We start from the raw sequence: 16,071 nt of genomic DNA, 5'->3' as shown, positions 1-16,071 counted from the left end.
TACAGGACAGCTCCCCGTGTCTGTCGTGCCTTGCGACAGCGTTCAGCGGCTGCGCGCCTTTTGCACGCGCCCCGAACGACGGGCCGAATTCCACTGGCCGGAACCCTGCATGAAACGTCCCCGCCCCGCCCGACGCGCCCTGCTCGTAGTCCTCTGTCTGATTCCCGTTGTGGCCTACGCCGCGTGGCAAATCCTGCCGCCGGGCCGCGACCGCTTCGCCACCGTGCAAGTCAGCCGTGGCGACATCGAAAGCAGCGTCACCGCGCTGGGCACCCTGCAACCGCGCCGTTATGTCGATGTCGGGGCGCAGGCCTCCGGGCAGATCCAGAAGATCCACGTGGAAGTCGGCGATGTGGTCAAGGAAGGCCAGTTGCTGGTGGAAATCGATCCGTCCACGCAAAAGGCCAAACTCGACGCCGGGCGCTTCTCCATCGAAAACCTCAAGGCGCAATTGCAGGAGCAGCGCGCCCAGCATGAACTGGCGCGGCAGAAGTATCAGCGTCAGCAGCATCTCGCCGCCGGCGGCGCCACCCGCGAAGAAGATGTACAGACCGCGCGCGCCGAACTGAAAGCCACCCAGGCGCGCATCGACATGTTCCAGGCGCAGATCCGCCAGGCCGAAGCCAGCCTGCGCAGCGATCAGGCCGAACTCGGCTACACGCGAATCTACGCGCCGATGGCCGGCACCGTGGTTGCCCTCGACGCCCGCGAAGGCCAGACCCTTAACGCCCAGCAGCAGACGCCGTTGATCCTGCGCATCGCCAAACTGTCGCCGATGACCGTGTGGGCCGAGGTTTCCGAGGCCGACATCGGCCACGTCAAACCGGGCATGAGCGCTTATTTCACCACCCTCAGCGGCGGTCAGCGGCGCTGGAGCAGCACCGTGCGGCAGATCCTGCCGGTACCACCCAAGCCGCTGGACCAGACCAGCCAAGGCGGCGGCAGCCCGGCCAGTACCAGCAAGAGCGGCAGTGCGCGGGTGGTGCTGTACACCGTGCTGCTCGACGTCGATAACGCCGACAACGCGCTGATGGCGGAGATGACCACCCAGGTGTTTTTCGTCGCCGACCAGGCCAAGGATGTCCTCACTGCGCCGGTCGCCGCCTTGCAGGGCAGCACCACGGCCAACCTGCAGACCGCGCAGGTGGTCGCGGCCAACGGTGACATTCAGCAGCGCGAAGTGCGCACCGGGATCAGCGACCGGCTCAAGGTGCAGATTGTCGAAGGGCTGAACGAAGGCGATCACCTGTTGATCGGCCCGGCCGACGGCAACGGGGGCTGAATGCAAACGCCTCTGATCGACCTGCAGGACATCCGCAAATCCTACGGCGGCGGCGACGCGCCCGAGGTTCACGTGCTGCGCGGCATCGACCTGTCGATCCACGCCGGCGAATTCGTGGCGATTGTCGGCGCGTCCGGCTCCGGTAAATCGACCCTGATGAACATCCTTGGCTGCCTCGACCGGCCGACGTCCGGCGAGTACCGCTTTGCCGGGGAAAACGTCGCCGGCCTCGACAGCGACGAGCTGGCCTGGCTGCGCCGCGAAGCCTTCGGTTTTGTGTTTCAGGGCTACCACCTGATTCCGTCCGGCTCGGCCCAGGAAAACGTCGAGATGCCGGCGATCTATGCCGGCACCCCGGCCGCCGAGCGTCATGCCCGCGCGGCGGCCCTGCTCGAGCGTCTCGGTCTGGCTACGCGCACCGGCAATCGCCCGCATCAGTTGTCCGGCGGCCAACAGCAACGGGTGTCGATTGCCCGGGCGTTGATGAACGGCGGTCACATCATTCTCGCCGACGAACCCACCGGTGCCCTCGACAGCCACAGCGGCAAAGAGGTGATGGCGCTGCTCGACGAACTGGCGAGCCAGCAGGGCCACGTGGTGATCCTGATCACCCACGACCGCGAAGTAGCGGCGCGAGCCAAACGCATCATCGAAATCAGCGACGGCCTGATCATCAGCGACAGCGCCCGCGACAATCCCCACGCGCAGAGCAGCGCCAACCCCGGCGCCCTGCAAGCGGTGGATCTGCGCAAGCGTCTGGCCGAGGGCGCTGAAGCCACCGGCGCGTGGAAAGGTGAGTTGGTCGACGCCCTGCACGCGGCATGGCGAGTGATGTGGATCAACCGCTTCCGCACCGCGCTGACGCTGCTGGGGATCATCATCGGCGTGGCGTCGGTGGTGGTCATGCTGGCCGTCGGCGAAGGCAGCAAGCGCCAGGTGATGGCGCAGATGGGCGCGTTCGGTTCGAACATCATTTACCTGAGCGGCGCCTCGCCGCATCCACGAGCACCCCAGGGCATTGTCACCCTGGACGATCTGGCGGTGCTCGCGACCCTGCCGCTGATCAAGCAGATCATGCCGGTCAACGGTGCCGAAGCCGTGGTGCGTTTCGGCAACCTTGACCACAACAGTTATGTCGGCGGCAACGACACCCACTTCCCGAAAATATTCAACTGGCCGGTGGTCGAGGGCAGCTATTTCACCGCCGCCGATGAAGCCGCCGGCGCCGCAGTGGCGGTGATCGGGCACAAGGTCAGGAGCAAGCTGCTCAAGGGCGTCGCCAACCCCATCGGCCAATACATCCTGATCGAGAACGTGCCGTTTCAAGTGGTCGGCGTGCTCGCTGAAAAAGGCGCCAGCTCCGGCGACTCCGACAGCGACGACCGCATTGCCGTGCCCTACTCCGCCGCCAGCACTCGGCTGTTCGGCACCTACAACCCCGAGTACGTGGCGATTGCCGCCGCCGACGCGCGCAAGGTCAAGGAGACCGAGCAGGCCATCGAACGCATGATGCTGCGCCTGCACAACGGCAAGAAGGATTTCGAACTGACCAACAACGCCGCGATGATCCAGGCCGAGGCGCGCACCCAGAACACCCTGTCGCTGATGCTCGGTTCGATTGCCGCGATTTCGTTGCTGGTCGGCGGCATCGGCGTGATGAACATCATGCTCATGACCGTGCGCGAACGGACCCGCGAGATCGGCATCCGCATGGCAACCGGCGCCCGCCAGCGCGACATCCTGCGCCAGTTCCTCACCGAGGCGGTGATGCTCTCGGTGGTCGGCGGGATTGCCGGCATCGCCCTGGCGCTGATCGTCGGCGGCGTGCTGATCCTCAGTGAAGTGGCCGTGGCGTTCTCGTTGATGGCGGTGCTCGGCGCCTTCGCTTGCGCCCTGGTGACCGGTGTTGTCTTCGGCTTCATGCCTGCCCGCAAAGCTGCCCGGCTCGACCCGGTCACGGCCCTTACCAGTGAATGATCGATCTATGAAACCGCGCCTCAGCCTGTTGACCGTATGCCTGATCCTCAGCGCCTGCGGCAGTCCCGTTCAGCGTCCGGAGAGTGGCGTGCAAGCGCCTGCCACCTGGCAATCGCCTCATGCGGCGAGCGTCGCACGCATCGATCCGCAGTGGTGGAGGCAGTTCGGCAGCCCTGAACTCGACCGTTTGATCGAGCAGGCGCGCCTGGGCAGTTTCGACCTCGCTGCCGCCGTCGCCCGAGTGCGTCAGGCGCAGGCCGGCACGGTGATCGCCGGCGGCTCGCAACTGCCGGAAGTCAAAGCCGCGTTCAACGCCAATCGACAGAAACTGCTGCGCGGCAGCGGCTACAGCCAACTGGATGCCGACAGCAGCAATCAAGCCGTGGATTATTTCGACACCAACCTGAGCGCCAGCTACGAAGTCGACTTCTGGGGCGGCAAGCGTGCCTCCCGCGACAGCGCGCAGTTCACTTTGCAGGCTAGCGAATTCGAGCGCGCCACCGTCGAGCTGACATTGCTCAGCGGGGTCGCCAGCACCTATGCGCAGACCTTGTCGTTACGCGAACAGGCGCGCATTGCCGAACTCAATCTGCACAACGCTGAAAGCGTGCTGAAACTGGTGCAGACCCGGCACGACGCGGGCTCGGCCACCGCCCTGGCACTGGCCCAGCAGAAAAGCCTGGTGGCCGCGCAGCAACGGCAATTGCCGCTGGTGCAGCAACAGGCCCAGGAAGCCTTGATCAGCCTGGCCGCCCTGCTCGGCCGACCGGTGCAGCAAGTGGCGGTCAGCCAGGAATCCTTTGCTCGCCTGCGGTGGCCGGAGATTGCCAGCGGCGTCCCCAGCGAACTGCTCAGCCAACGTCCGGACATCGCCCGCGCCGAAGCGCAACTGGCGGCGGCCGAGGCCGACGTCAAAGTCGCCCGCGCGGCGATGCTGCCAGCCCTGACTCTCACCGCTCAACTCGGCTCGGGTGCCAACCAGTTCGACCAACTGATGCGCAGCCCGTTCTATAACCTCACGGCTGGCCTGGTTGCACCGATCTTCAACAACGGCCGCCTGAGCGCCGAGCGCGACAAGGCCACCGCGCGTCAGCAAGAACTGCTGGAAAACTATCGCGGCGCGATCATCAATGGTTTCGCCGATGTGGAAAAAGCCCTAAACAGCATTCGCGGTATCGACCAGCAGCGACAATGGCAGAGCGAAGAACTGAATCAGGCGCAGACCGCTTTCGACATCGCCCAAAGCCGCTATCAGGCCGGCGCCGAAGACCTGCTGACCGTACTGGAAACCCAGCGCACTCTGTATGCGGCGCAAGACCTCAACGTACAACTGCGCCTGTCGCGACTGCAGGCGAGCATTGCGTTGTACAAGGCGCTTGGCGGGGGTTGGCAAACGCCGAGTCGGTAATCGCGTGGGACGTGCACAGCCAGCGATCAAGGCATGCCAGGCGAATCATCTTTTCATGACCCAGCGCTTTCGCGAGCAGGCTCGCTCCTACAGGATTTGTGTTGCACTCAAGCGAGCGCTCAACACCAACCTTTGTGGGAGCGAGCCTGCTCGCGATTGAACGATAACGCGGTCTCAGACCGGAGTCTGTTTGGCCTTCAGATGCCGCGCATACCACGGCCGTTTCGGCACTTTGCGGAACAGTTCCGAGAGTTTTTTCTCGTCATCGCCAAAGGTGATGCGCAGCGCCAGTTTCATGGTCTCCGGGTCCATTTCCACCGACTTGCCAGCCTGCAGCCCCGGCACTGTGCTGCAGCCGTGGGTGATCGGGCCAAGCCACGGATCATTGACCTCGACCCAGCGCCCCGGCGCGAACCACGGCACGCCATTGACCTGCATACGCGAGACCTCCCCCGGATGAAACCGCTCGTGGGCGCGGAACCAGTCTTCCAGACGATCGTCGATCCAGCCATGGAACGCCCAGAACACCGGGCTGACGTGGGATGAAAACGGATCGCCGAGAAAATCGTTTTCAGCCGCGTACCAGCGTGCGGAAAAATCCGCCGGGTCGCGGGCAAACGGAACCGGATGCCCGTTGGACGGATCGCGCGGCACCGAGGCCCAGCGCATGTGCAGCCAGTCGTGCAGCCCCAGTTCAACCTCCGACCCGAACTGACCCAACGTCAGCTTCGCCAGATAGCGCGGGTCACGGTAACGCGATTCCCAGACCAGGAAGTTGCTGTGGTAGGTCTCCGCGGTCTTGATATCACTGACCCACTGCGAGTATTCGTCATCCTCTTCGGCCAGCCAGGTCGGCGGCAGCGAGGTGCCGTCGTGGTTGTCGAAATAGGCGGCAAAGCCCTGCCGATCACGGATCAGCTCCGGCTGCGGTAACGGGAAATGCTGCCAGGACGGCAGATCCTGCATCGACCGCGCCGTGCCCAGCATGTGCCGGTGCATGAAGAAAAAATCGATTCCCGAACCGTTGCGATCCTTGCGCGGCCCGCGAGCGTCGCGCTCCTTGTCCCGAGGACCGGGCTGCCAGCCGATGCCGCGCAACGCGCCGCGCTTTTCTTCGGACAGGGTGTGCCACTTGTCCCGTGAGGCGTGCCAGAGCTGGTGGAACAAACGATGTTCAGGGGAAATCAGCCACGCCAACAGGGTCGGGTTGAGACCAATGCGCTCACGCGCCTCGGGGAACACACGCTTGACCGCGACAAAGCGGTTGTCCTGGGCCGGCAACATCAACGGCCGCTGCAGATTCAATACGCGTCCGCTCAGGCTGCCGCTGCCGGCATTGCCGAAGCCGGCCCACACTTCGTCCAGGCCCATGCTGAATTCATAGTCGGGGGCACCATCGGCCGCGGTGGTGCTGACCAGCCGCCAGCTCAGTTGTGCGGCGCTGACATCGGCCAGATCGGCGAGGACTCGATAGCGCGGCTGTAATGGCGAGCGCAGGCGTTCGGCGGTGTCGAGAAAACCGATCACCCCGCGCCCCCTGTGCGCGATGTCGAGGAAGACTTCCAGGTCATCTTTCGGCAACCCGGCAATGCCCGCATCACGCCCTTCGAAACGGATCTGCCAGACACCCCGCAGGGCATCGGCCAGACGCTGACCCGCCACATCCGCGACGTCGAACGAGGCTTCGCCGGGAGTGATCGTCGGGTCCGGCTTCGTCCATTCACGATGCCCAAAATACGCTGCAGGCACGGCGGCGCCGGTCAGTGCCAGACCCGCCATGAACCATCGTCGAGAAATCGTCATTGCCCTACCTGTGTCAGCCATGAAGCAGGCTTTATCCAAGCTAGAACGATTATTACGCCGGCAAATTTATGGGCGCCGGAAAAGATCGCAGCCTTCGGCAGCTCCAACAAGGGATCGGCGTACGGGCGCAAGCGGCGATCTTTTTCCGAGCACCTAAATTCCATGGCCGCCCAGTCGTTCCACCCAGATAGCAAAGGCCCTCGTGCCTGCACCTCGACGGCGAACCTGACTGAGATGGCAATGACAAAACCACGTTCGAAAAAGGCTCTTTACATCGGCCTGCCGCTGGCCCTGGCGATCAGCGCCGCCGCCGGCTTTGCGGTCTGGGAGCACTGGTTCAAGGACAACCCCGGCTACCCGCCCAAAGTCATGAAACAGGCGGATGAGTTGCAGGATCGAATCCTTTCCTTCGACAGCCACATCACCGTGCCGCTGGATTTCGGCACCGCCGGCAACGAAGCCGACAAGGACGGCAGCGGCCAGTTCGACCTGGTCAAGGCCGCCCGCGGCCGGCTTTCCGGTGCCGCGCTGACGATCTTCGGCTGGCCGGAAATCTGGAACGGCGCCAACGCACCGCATCGACCCACCGCGGGCTTCGTCGAGGAAGCACGTTTCGAACAGGAAACCCGCTACAAGATCATCACCACGCTGGTGCGCGACTTCCCCAATCAGGTGGCGATCGCCTACACCCCGGACGACTTCCGGCGCCTGCATGGCGAAGGCAAATTCGCGATCTTCATGAGCATGCTCAACGCCTATCCGCTGGGCAACGACCTCAACGCCCTCGACAAGTGGGCCGCGCGTGGCATGCGCATGTTCGGCTTCAGTTACGTGGGCAACAACGACTGGGCCGACTCATCGCGGCCGCTGCCGTTTTTCAATGACACCCGCGACGCCCTCGGCGGCCTGTCCGATATCGGCAAGCAAGCGGTGCACCGGCTCAACGACCTGGGGGTGATCATCGACGTGTCGCAGATGTCGACCAAGGCCCTGGAACAAGTCGCGCAATTGAGCCGCGCACCGATCGTGGCCTCGCACTCGGCGCCACGAGGGCTGGTGGATATCCCGCGCAACATCAGCGATCAGGAAATGCAACTGATCAAGAACAGCGGCGGCGTGGTGCAGATTGTCGGCTTCCCGACCTACCTGCGCCCGTTGAGCCAGCACACTCAGGACAAGCTCAACGCCCTGCGCGCGAAATTCGACCTGCAACCGCTGCAAGGTCTGGAAATGGCGCTGATGCCCGGCGATCCGATCATCACCGTGTGGCCCGAGCAACGCTTTGGCGAGTACGCCAGTCAGCTCTACGGGATTGTCGACGAAGAGCCCAAAGCCACCCTCAAGGACCTGGGCGATGCCATCGATTACGCGGTGAAGAAGATCGGCATCGATCACGTCGGCATCAGCTCCGACTTCAACGACGGTGGCGGCATCGACGGCTGGAAGGACGTCAGCGAGGCACGCAACGTGACCGCCGAACTGATCTCCCGCGGCTACAGCGAAGCGGACATCGGCAAGTTGTGGGGCGGCAATTTCCTGCGCGTCTGGGAGCAGGTGCAGAAATCGTCGAAACCCGTGGCCACCCACTGACGCCCTTTGAACAAGCGAACCGACTTCCATGACCAACCGCCGTTCTTTCCTCAAACAGGCCGGGATTCTGGCCGCCGGCCTGCCATTGGGCGCCGCCGTGAACCTGCCGGCGCGGGCCGCCAACCCGCAACCGGTCTCTGCCGACAAATGGGTGCGACTGCGCCAGTTGTTCGACCAGGATCCGGACTATCTGCACTTCGCCAACTTCCTGGTGACCTCGCACCCACGGCCGGTACGCGAAGCCATCGAGCGCCATCGCGCCATGCTCGATCGCAACCCCGGACGGGCGATGGACTGGGATTTGGGCGAGACCGAAAAACGTGAACAGATCGTGCGCGAATGGGCCGGACGCTACCTCAAGGCCAAGCCCGAACAAATCGCCCTGACCGGCAGCACCACCGAAGGTCTGTCACTGATCTACGGCGGCATTCACGTGCGCCCGGGGCAGGAAATCCTCACCACCGAACACGAGCACTACTCGACAAACTATACCCTCGGCTACCGCCAGCAGCGCGACGGGGTAAAAGTGCGCAAGCTCAAGCTGTTCGAGAGCAGTTCGACGATCTCCGTCGACGAAGTGCTGAGCGGCATCGACCGTGGCATCCGTCCCGAGACGCGCGTGCTGGGCATGACCTGGGTGCAGTCGGGCAGCGGCGTGAAACTGCCGATCGGCGAGATCGGCAAACTGGTCGAGCAACACAACCGGCAGCGCGACGACAAGGACCGCATCCTGTACGTGGTCGATGGCGTGCACGGCTTCGGCGTCGAGGATCTGGACTTCCCCGACATGCACTGCGATTTCTTTATTGCCGGCACCCACAAATGGATGTTCGGTCCGCGTGGCACCGGGATCATTTGCGCGCGCTCCAGCGAGCTCAAGGACGTCACGCCGATCATCCCGACCTTTTCGGAAGCCACCACCTTCTCGACCACCATGACCCCGGGCGGCTACCACAGTTTCGAGCACCGCTGGGCGCTGGACGAGGCGTTCAAACTGCACCTGGAACTGGGCAAGAACGAGGTGCAATCGCGCATCCACAGCCTCAACACCCATGCGAAAAACCGCCTGCTGGAACAGCGCTCCATTGAACTGGTGACACCGCGCAGCGCCGCGCTGTCGTCCGGCTTCACCTTCTTCCGGATCAAGGGCCGCGACTGCGATCAGGTCGCCGCGCAACTGATGGCCGACCGTGTGGTGTGCGATGCGGTGGAGCGCGATGTCGGTCCGGTGATCCGTATCGCCCCGGGTTTGCTCAACAGCGAGAACGACATCGAGCGATTCATGGCCGTGCTCGACAAGCACCTGTGAATCCCCGCTTTCCTTTAATCGAGATGACCCATGAAACGTGATCTGTTGTCCCCTGCCACCGGCGCCGGCGCACTCAAGGTGCTGGCCTTCACGGCCCTCCTCGGCAGCCTGCTGCCGAATCCCGCGCTGGCGGCCACCCCGCCCGCGCCAGGCAAAGTGTTCAAGGACTGCAAGGACTGCCCGGAAATGGTCGTGCTACCGGCGGGCACCTTCACCATGGGCACGCCGGACGATGAAGTCGGCCGCGAACCCGATGAAGGCCCGATGCACGATGTGACATTCGCCAGACCGTTCGCCATGAGCCGCTTCCAGGTCACCGCCGGTGAGTGGGACAGCTACGTGCGCGAAAGCGGTGTGAGCATCGCCAATGGCGATCCCCGCCCCGGTCGCGAGTGTGTCGCCAGCAAGCCGCGCTACCCGCAGGGGCCTCGGCAACCGGCGGTGTGCATGAACTACTACGACGTGAAAAACTACGTCGCCTGGCTCTCGCAGAAAACCGGGCAGAAATACCACATGGTCAGCGAAGCCCAGCGCGAATATGCCGCGCGCGCCGGCAGCAAGGGCCCGTTCCCCTTCCCGTTCGACGAGGGCAAGGAATACAGCATCGCCAAGCACGCCAACACTTACGGCCCGGCGGACGGTTTCAGCTACAGCTCGCCCGTGGGCAGCTATCCGCCCAATGCCTTTGGCATGTACGACATGCACGGCAACGTCTACGAATGGGTCGAAGACTGCGAACACCCTGACTACGTCGGTGCACCGACCGATGGCAGCGCGTGGCTGGAAGCCAATTGCGAAGCCGTGCGCATTCGCGGCAACGACTGGGGCGAAGCGCCCGTGTTCTCCCGATCCGGCAACCGCAACAGCCAGTATCCGCAGGAACGTGGCGACTGGATGGGCTTTCGCGTAGTACGCGAACTCTGACAAGCACCGAAATCCCCCTGTGGGAGCGTAATGCTGTTCACTTAAGCCCGACACTGTGACTGTGGCGAGGGAGCTTGCTCCCGCTGGACTGCGTAGCAGTCCCTCTTTTGGGGCCGCTTCGCGACCCAGCGGGACGGTGCGGCGATCCGACAAGCTCCCTCGCCACGGGTTTCAATTGAACGCAAAATTTCTTACGTGAGCAGCATTACCTGTGGGAGCAAGCCCGCGCCCACAGGTTCGTAACGGGGTCGCCGCCAGTCGGCACCCGGCTAAATTAAGCCTGCCACCGGACGTTCTACTGGGTATCTGCCTTTATACCCAAGGAACTGTCTTCCATGACTCAGCCTACCCGTGGCGCCATCGGCGAATTGTTCGCCCTGTTGAAACCGTTTCGGCTCATCGTCGCCGCGTCCATTTTTCTGGGCATGGTCGGCGGCCTGAGCGTCACGGTATTGCTGGCGACCATCAACAACGCCCTGCATTCGCAAAGCGGCCTGACCCAAGGCGTGGTGGCGCTGTTCGCCGGCCTGTGCCTGCTGGCGCTGGCCAGTTCGATCTGCTCCGACATCGGCACCAATTACGTCGGCCAGCACATCATCGCCAAACTGCGCAAGCAACTGGGTGAGAAAGTCCTCTCGGCGCCGATCGAACAGATCGAGCGCTACCGCAGCCATCGGCTGATCCCGGTGCTGACTCACGACGTCGACACCATCAGCGACTTCGCCTTCGCCTTCGCGCCGCTGGCGATTTCCGTCACCGTGACCCTGGGCTGCATGGGCTATCTGGCATTGCTGTCGTGGCCGATGTTCCTGATCATGGTCGCGGCGATCCTGATCGGCACCGCCATCCAGGCCTATGCCCAGAGCAAGGGTGTGCAAGGCTTCATGGCCGCGCGTGACGCCGAAGACGAACTGCAAAAGCACTACAACGCAATTGCCGAAGGTGCCAAGGAACTGCGCATTCACCGCCCGCGCCGTCAGCGCATGTTTGTCTCCGGGATCAAGGCCACCGCCGAGTTCATCTGCAACACCCAGGTGCGTTCGATCAACACCTTTGTGATCGCCAAGACGTTTGGTTCGATGCTGTTCTTCGTGGTGATTGGCCTGGCACTGGCCCTGCAAACCTTCTGGCCCAGCGCCGACAAGACCGTCATGAGCGGCTTCGTGCTGGTGCTGCTGTACATGAAAGGCCCACTGGAGCATTTGATCAGCACGCTGCCGATTGTCAGCCGGGCGCAGATCGCCTTTCGCCGCATCGCTGAACTGTCCGAGCAATTCTCCACCCCCGAAGCGCACCTGTTGCTCAGCGATCAGGGCCAGGCCGACAAGACCGTGCACAGCCTGGAACTGGCTGACGTGCGCTATGCGTTCCCGGCCGTCGAAGGGGCTGCGCCGTTTCAGCTGGGGCCGGTCAACCTGACGATCAAACAGGGCGACATTACCTTTATCGTCGGTGAAAACGGCTGCGGCAAAACCACCCTGATCAAGTTGCTGCTGGGCCTGTACACCCCGCAACAGGGTGAGATTCGCGTCAACGGTCTGGCCATCGATGCGCACAATCGCGATGACTACCGTCAGCTGTTCACCACGATTTTTGCCGACTACTACCTGTTCGACGACGTGGTCCAGGGCGACATGCAGATCCCTGCAGACGCCGACAAATACCTGCAACGGCTGGAGATCGCGCACAAGGTCAGCGTCAAGGACGGCAACTTCACCACCACCGACCTGTCCACCGGCCAGCGCAAGCGCCTGGCCCTGATCAATGCCTGGCTGGAGGAGCGTCCAGTGCTGGTGTTCGACGAGTGGGCCGCCGATCAGGACCCGACCTTCCGCCGCATCTTCTATACCGAGCTGTTACCGGACCTCAAGCGTCTGGGCAAAACCATCATCGTGATCTCCCACGACGACCGCTATTTCGATGTCGCCGATCAACTGGTGCGCATGGAGCGTGGCCGTGTGGTCAGCGAGCTGACGCCGGCCTGACACGTCTGCTTGATGCCTTTGCGGCTTGATCCGCAACGCCGCCCCCGGCTTCCAGCGCACAGAAACAACCCGACCGATATTTATTTGTCGGGTTTGTTTCCGGTTTTTTGCCATCGCTCCGTCTTAATAATAATTCCTATTAACAAAAACGCTGCACAACACTTCTCAGGAGCTCAGGCAGTAATGCACCCTCTTCCACGCCGCACACCTCTCGCGCTGGCTGTACAGCGCCCGACTTTGCATAAAAACCTGCTGACAAGTGTCCTGCTGACCGCCACCTTGCTGGGGAGCTCGATGGCCAATGCGGCACCGGTCAAGGTCAATATCGCGGTGCAGCCGCTGTCCAGCGCGTTGACCGAACTGGGTCTGCAAACCAACCTGCAGATTCTCTACAGCCCGGATCAGGTCGCCGGGATCAAATCCCGCGCAGTGTCCGGCTCGCTGGAGCCGTCCGAAGCCCTGGCGGCCATGCTCAAGGACAGCGGGATTTCCTTCCAGATCAATGGCAGCAGCGTGACCCTGGTATCGGGCGCTGCGGATTCGACCCTGCAACTGGGCGCGACCACCATTTCCGGCCAGGCCTTGGGGCTGACCACCGAAGACAGCGGCTCCTACACCACCGGCGCCACCACCACCGCGACCAAGCTGCCGCTGACCATTCGCGAGACGCCGCAATCGGTGACCGTGGTGACCCGTCAGCAGATGGACGACCGTGGCGAGAAGAACATCGGCGACGTGTTGCGCAACACGCCCGGCATTTCCGTGCAGCAATATGACAGCGACCGCACCGAGTACTCGACCCGCGGCTTTGCCATCACCAACTTCCAGTACGACGGCGTCAACAACGTCTACGACGGCGTGTACGACGAAGGCGCGACCCACGTCGACATGGCCACTTACGACCGCGTCGAAATCATCAAGGGCGCTACCGGCCTGATGACCGGCTCGGGCGATCCATCGGCCACCGTCAACCTGGTGCGCAAGAAGCCGACCAAGGAATTCAAGGCATCGATCACCGGCACGGCCGGTTCGTGGGACAACTATCGCACCGAAGGCGATATCTCCGGCCCGCTCAACGACAGCGGTTCGGTGCGCGGCCGTTTCGTCGGTGCCTATCAGGACAAGAATTCGTACATCGATCACTACACGCAGAAAAAGGATGTGTACTACGGCATCCTCGAAGCCGACCTCAGCGAAGACACCCTGCTGACCTTCGGCATCGACAAACAGAGCGTGACCCCGCGCGGTTCGTCCTGGACCGGCAACCCGGTGTATTTCTCCGATGGCGGGCGTACCGACTTCCCGCGCAGCTTCAACCCGGGTGCCGACTGGAGCCGTCGCGACTTCGACTCCGTGACCTACTTCACCTCGCTGGAGCAGGCCCTGGCCAACGACTGGAAACTCAAGGTCAGCCTCAACGAGAAAATCTCCGATCACGACACCCAACTGGCCTCGGCCAGCGGCGGCAACCCGGATCGCGCCACCGGCGAAGGCATGTTCCTTTACTGGGGCCGCTGGGAAGGTCACCGCGTGCAGGATTCGGCGGACATCAACCTCTCCGGCCCGTTCACCCTGGGCGGTCGCGAGCATGAACTGGTGGCCGGTTTCATGGCCTCGCATTCGCGCCAGACCGGTGCCACGTTCGACACCAGCGCCTTCAGCCAGGTACCGGGCAGCATCTACGACTGGAACAGCCACCTGCCGAAACAGGATTTCCCGAAGAACGGCAAATACGAGCGCACCCAGAGCCAGAACGGCATCTACCTCGCCACGCGCCTGCGCCCGACCGATGACCTGTCGGTGATCCTCGGCAGCCGTTTGAGCACCTTCAAGTACAACGAGGACTACTCCTATAACGCCGGCACCGGCATGTCCGACACCCATGCCAGCTACAAGGAACACGGCGTCGTCACGCCTTACGCCGGTGTGGTCTATGACCTCAACGACACCTACTCGCTGTACGGCAGCTACACCAACATCTACCAGCCGCAGATCTACAAGGATGCCGACGGCAAGACCCTCGCTCCGGTCGAAGGCAATGCCTACGAAACCGGTCTGAAGGCCGCCTACCTTGATGGCCGCCTCAACGCCAGCCTGGCGTTCTTCCGCATCGAGCAGGACAACTTCGCCGAATCGATCGGCACCAACCCGGTCACCAACGAAGGCATTTACAAAGCCATCGACGGCGCCACCACCAACGGTGTCGAACTGGAACTGGCCGGTGAGCTGCAAGAAGGCTGGAACCTGTCCGCCGGCTACACCTACGCCCGCACCCGTGACCAGGACGAGCAACGGATCTACGGCTACCCGCTGTCCACCACCAAACCCGAACACGTGTTCCGCACCTTTACCACGTACCGTCTGCCGGGTGTGCTGAACAAGGTTACTGTCGGTGGCGGTGTCAGCTGGCAGAGCGCGTTCTACGGCAAGATCTACAGCGCGCCGGCCGGCGACTACACCCGCATCAAGCAAGGCGGCTACTCGCTGGTGGACCTGATGACCAAGTACGAGTACGACGAACACCTGAGCTTCACCGTCAATGCCAACAACGTCTTCGACAAGAAGTACCTGACGGGCCTGGGCAACTTCGACACCACCTTCTACGGCGAGCCACGCAACCTGCAACTCACCGCCAAATACAACTTCTGATTCAATCCGGAAACACCCATGCCCGCCTCGAAACAGGCGGGCATTTTTTTTGCCCCGTCGCCGGCCTCAAGCTCTTTTGCCCGGACAAAAAAAACCGCCATTGCCGACTCGGCAATGGCGGTTCCGGGATCAGCTCAGATGCGTGATCGCACCCACTGCGCCACCTCGGCATGGATCGCCTCGACCTCACCGAGCAGCCCGGCCATGCGCAGGAAGTCGTGGGTCATGCCCGGTTGTTCGAGCAGGGTCAGGTCATTGCCGGCCGCACGCAGGCGCTCGGCATAGGCACGACCTTCGTCATACAGCGGATCATGCCCGGCCAGGTAGACCAGCGCCGGCGCAACACCGGATACATCCTGCGCCAGTAACGGCGAGCAGCGCCAGTCGGCCAGGTCTTCCGGCGTGCGGGCGTAATGCGCGTAGAACCAGTCCAGGGTCGGGGTCTCCAGCAGATAGCCTTCGGCAAAGTCGCGATGCGAGGCGCGATGGGTGGTTGCGTCGGTTACCGGGTACACCAGCACCTGCGCCTTTGGCAGCAGACGCAGTTCCGCAGGTTCACGTACCGCCATCAACGACAGCACGGTCGCCAGTGTCGCACCGACACTGTCACCGGCCAGCACCGCCCGCGCCGCGTCCAGGCCCAGGCTTGCGCCTTCGCGCACCAGCCAGTTAGCGGCGTCGCAGGCATCCTGTACCGGGGTCGGAAAACGCCACTCCGGTGCCAGGCGATAGTCCACTGTCAACAGTGCGAAACCACCCTGCGCCGCCAGGCGCCGACACAGCGCATCGTGGGAATCGAGGCTGCCGACCACATAGCCGCCACCATGGAAATACAACATCACCGGTTGCAGGCCTTCGGGTGCTGGCCCGGCGCGGTACAGGCGCGCCGCCAGACTGTGGCCATCGCGGGCGGCGATGGTGAAATCCTGGCAAGTCACACTGTCCAGCGGCACATCGAGAAACCCCGAAGCCGCTTCGAAATCGATGCGTGCCTGTTGTGGGGTCTGTTCGTGCATCGCACGGCTTTTACCGGTCAGTCGGCCGAACTCGGCGAGTTCGAGAAATGCTTGCAGCTCTGGCAGTACAGCCATCGGTTACATCCTTCCAAATACAGGTCATGGACCGGGCAGCACGGGCTGCCCGG

General features: G+C 63.1%; 10 protein-coding genes. 8 read left to right on the top strand and 2 right to left on the bottom strand.

Features of this window, described 5'->3' with window-relative positions:
• Nucleotides 1-109: 109 nt before the first annotated feature.
• The 3 genes from J5M57_RS23685 to J5M57_RS23675 are packed head-to-tail and all read left to right on the top strand — an operon-like array spanning nt 110 to nt 4,667.
• The gene (locus J5M57_RS23685; RefSeq protein ID WP_064586824.1) at nt 110-1,282 is read left to right on the top strand and encodes an efflux RND transporter periplasmic adaptor subunit; all 1,173 of its coding nucleotides are present in this window, start codon (nt 110-112) and stop codon (nt 1,280-1,282) included.
• The gene (locus J5M57_RS23680) at nt 1,283-3,259 is read left to right on the top strand and encodes a MacB family efflux pump subunit (RefSeq protein WP_207849591.1); all 1,977 of its coding nucleotides are present in this window, start codon (nt 1,283-1,285) and stop codon (nt 3,257-3,259) included.
• 7 nt (nt 3,260-3,266) lie between these two features.
• Nucleotides 3,267-4,667 (top strand): efflux transporter outer membrane subunit, encoded by a 1,401-nt coding sequence (locus tag J5M57_RS23675; protein WP_207849590.1) that lies wholly within the window; start codon nt 3,267-3,269, stop codon nt 4,665-4,667.
• Between the two features lie 174 nt (nt 4,668-4,841).
• On the opposite strand, the gene J5M57_RS23670 is transcribed toward J5M57_RS23675, so the two are convergent.
• Complete coding sequence (locus J5M57_RS23670) at nt 4,842-6,470, bottom strand: PvdJ/PvdD/PvdP-like protein (protein WP_207849589.1); 1,629 nt, start codon at nt 6,468-6,470, stop codon at nt 4,842-4,844.
• Between the two features lie 240 nt (nt 6,471-6,710).
• On the opposite strand from J5M57_RS23670, the gene pvdM reads away from it, so the two are divergent.
• The 5 genes from pvdM to J5M57_RS23645 all read left to right on the top strand — a co-directional run bounded on the left by pvdM (nt 6,711) and on the right by J5M57_RS23645 (nt 14,927).
• Nucleotides 6,711-8,060: a pyoverdine-tailoring dipeptidase-like protein PvdM gene (gene pvdM, locus J5M57_RS23665; RefSeq protein ID WP_064586820.1), complete on the top strand. Its 1,350-nt coding sequence runs from the start codon at nt 6,711-6,713 to the stop codon at nt 8,058-8,060.
• Nucleotides 8,061-8,088: 28 nt separating this feature from the next.
• The gene (locus tag J5M57_RS23660) at nt 8,089-9,369 is read left to right on the top strand and encodes an aminotransferase class V-fold PLP-dependent enzyme (protein WP_083366443.1); all 1,281 of its coding nucleotides are present in this window, start codon (nt 8,089-8,091) and stop codon (nt 9,367-9,369) included.
• 30 nt (nt 9,370-9,399) lie between these two features.
• Nucleotides 9,400-10,293, top strand: coding sequence for a formylglycine-generating enzyme family protein (locus J5M57_RS23655; protein ID WP_207849588.1), 894 nt, complete (start codon nt 9,400-9,402; stop codon nt 10,291-10,293).
• A 335-nt stretch (nt 10,294-10,628) separates the two neighbouring features.
• Complete coding sequence (locus J5M57_RS23650) at nt 10,629-12,278, top strand: cyclic peptide export ABC transporter (protein WP_083366445.1); 1,650 nt, start codon at nt 10,629-10,631, stop codon at nt 12,276-12,278.
• A 183-nt stretch (nt 12,279-12,461) separates the two neighbouring features.
• Nucleotides 12,462-14,927 (top strand): TonB-dependent siderophore receptor, encoded by a 2,466-nt coding sequence (locus J5M57_RS23645; RefSeq protein WP_083366446.1) that lies wholly within the window; start codon nt 12,462-12,464, stop codon nt 14,925-14,927.
• 134 nt (nt 14,928-15,061) lie between these two features.
• Here J5M57_RS23645 and J5M57_RS23640 read toward each other — a convergent pair whose 3' ends face one another.
• Complete coding sequence (locus tag J5M57_RS23640; protein ID WP_207849587.1) at nt 15,062-16,018, bottom strand: alpha/beta hydrolase; 957 nt, start codon at nt 16,016-16,018, stop codon at nt 15,062-15,064.
• Nucleotides 16,019-16,071: the final 53 nt, after the last annotated feature.

It is taken from the genome of Pseudomonas sp. 86_A, assembly GCF_017491705.1.
GTDB classification, from domain to species: domain Bacteria; phylum Pseudomonadota; class Gammaproteobacteria; order Pseudomonadales; family Pseudomonadaceae; genus Aquipseudomonas; species Aquipseudomonas koreensis.
The sequence above is the reverse complement of the archived record's forward strand: the minus strand, read 5'-3'. Positions and strand labels throughout refer to the sequence as shown.

What these genes read in the sequence shown, in the direction of transcription:
- J5M57_RS23685 (WP_064586824.1), top strand. Translation starts at nt 110, where the DNA reads ATGAAACGTCCCCGCCCCGCCCGACGCGCCCTGCTCGTAGTCCTCTGT.
- J5M57_RS23645 (WP_083366446.1), top strand. Translation starts at nt 12,462, where the DNA reads ATGCACCCTCTTCCACGCCGCACACCTCTCGCGCTGGCTGTACAGCGC.
- J5M57_RS23640 (WP_207849587.1), bottom strand. Translation starts at nt 16,018, where the DNA reads ATGGCTGTACTGCCAGAGCTGCAAGCATTTCTCGAACTCGCCGAGTTC.
- J5M57_RS23655 (WP_207849588.1), top strand. Translation starts at nt 9,400, where the DNA reads ATGAAACGTGATCTGTTGTCCCCTGCCACCGGCGCCGGCGCACTCAAG.
- J5M57_RS23675 (WP_207849590.1), top strand. Translation starts at nt 3,267, where the DNA reads ATGAAACCGCGCCTCAGCCTGTTGACCGTATGCCTGATCCTCAGCGCC.
- J5M57_RS23660 (WP_083366443.1), top strand. Translation starts at nt 8,089, where the DNA reads ATGACCAACCGCCGTTCTTTCCTCAAACAGGCCGGGATTCTGGCCGCC.
- pvdM (WP_064586820.1), top strand. Translation starts at nt 6,711, where the DNA reads ATGACAAAACCACGTTCGAAAAAGGCTCTTTACATCGGCCTGCCGCTG.
- J5M57_RS23670 (WP_207849589.1), bottom strand. Translation starts at nt 6,470, where the DNA reads ATGACGATTTCTCGACGATGGTTCATGGCGGGTCTGGCACTGACCGGC.
- J5M57_RS23680 (WP_207849591.1), top strand. Translation starts at nt 1,283, where the DNA reads ATGCAAACGCCTCTGATCGACCTGCAGGACATCCGCAAATCCTACGGC.
- J5M57_RS23650 (WP_083366445.1), top strand. Translation starts at nt 10,629, where the DNA reads ATGACTCAGCCTACCCGTGGCGCCATCGGCGAATTGTTCGCCCTGTTG.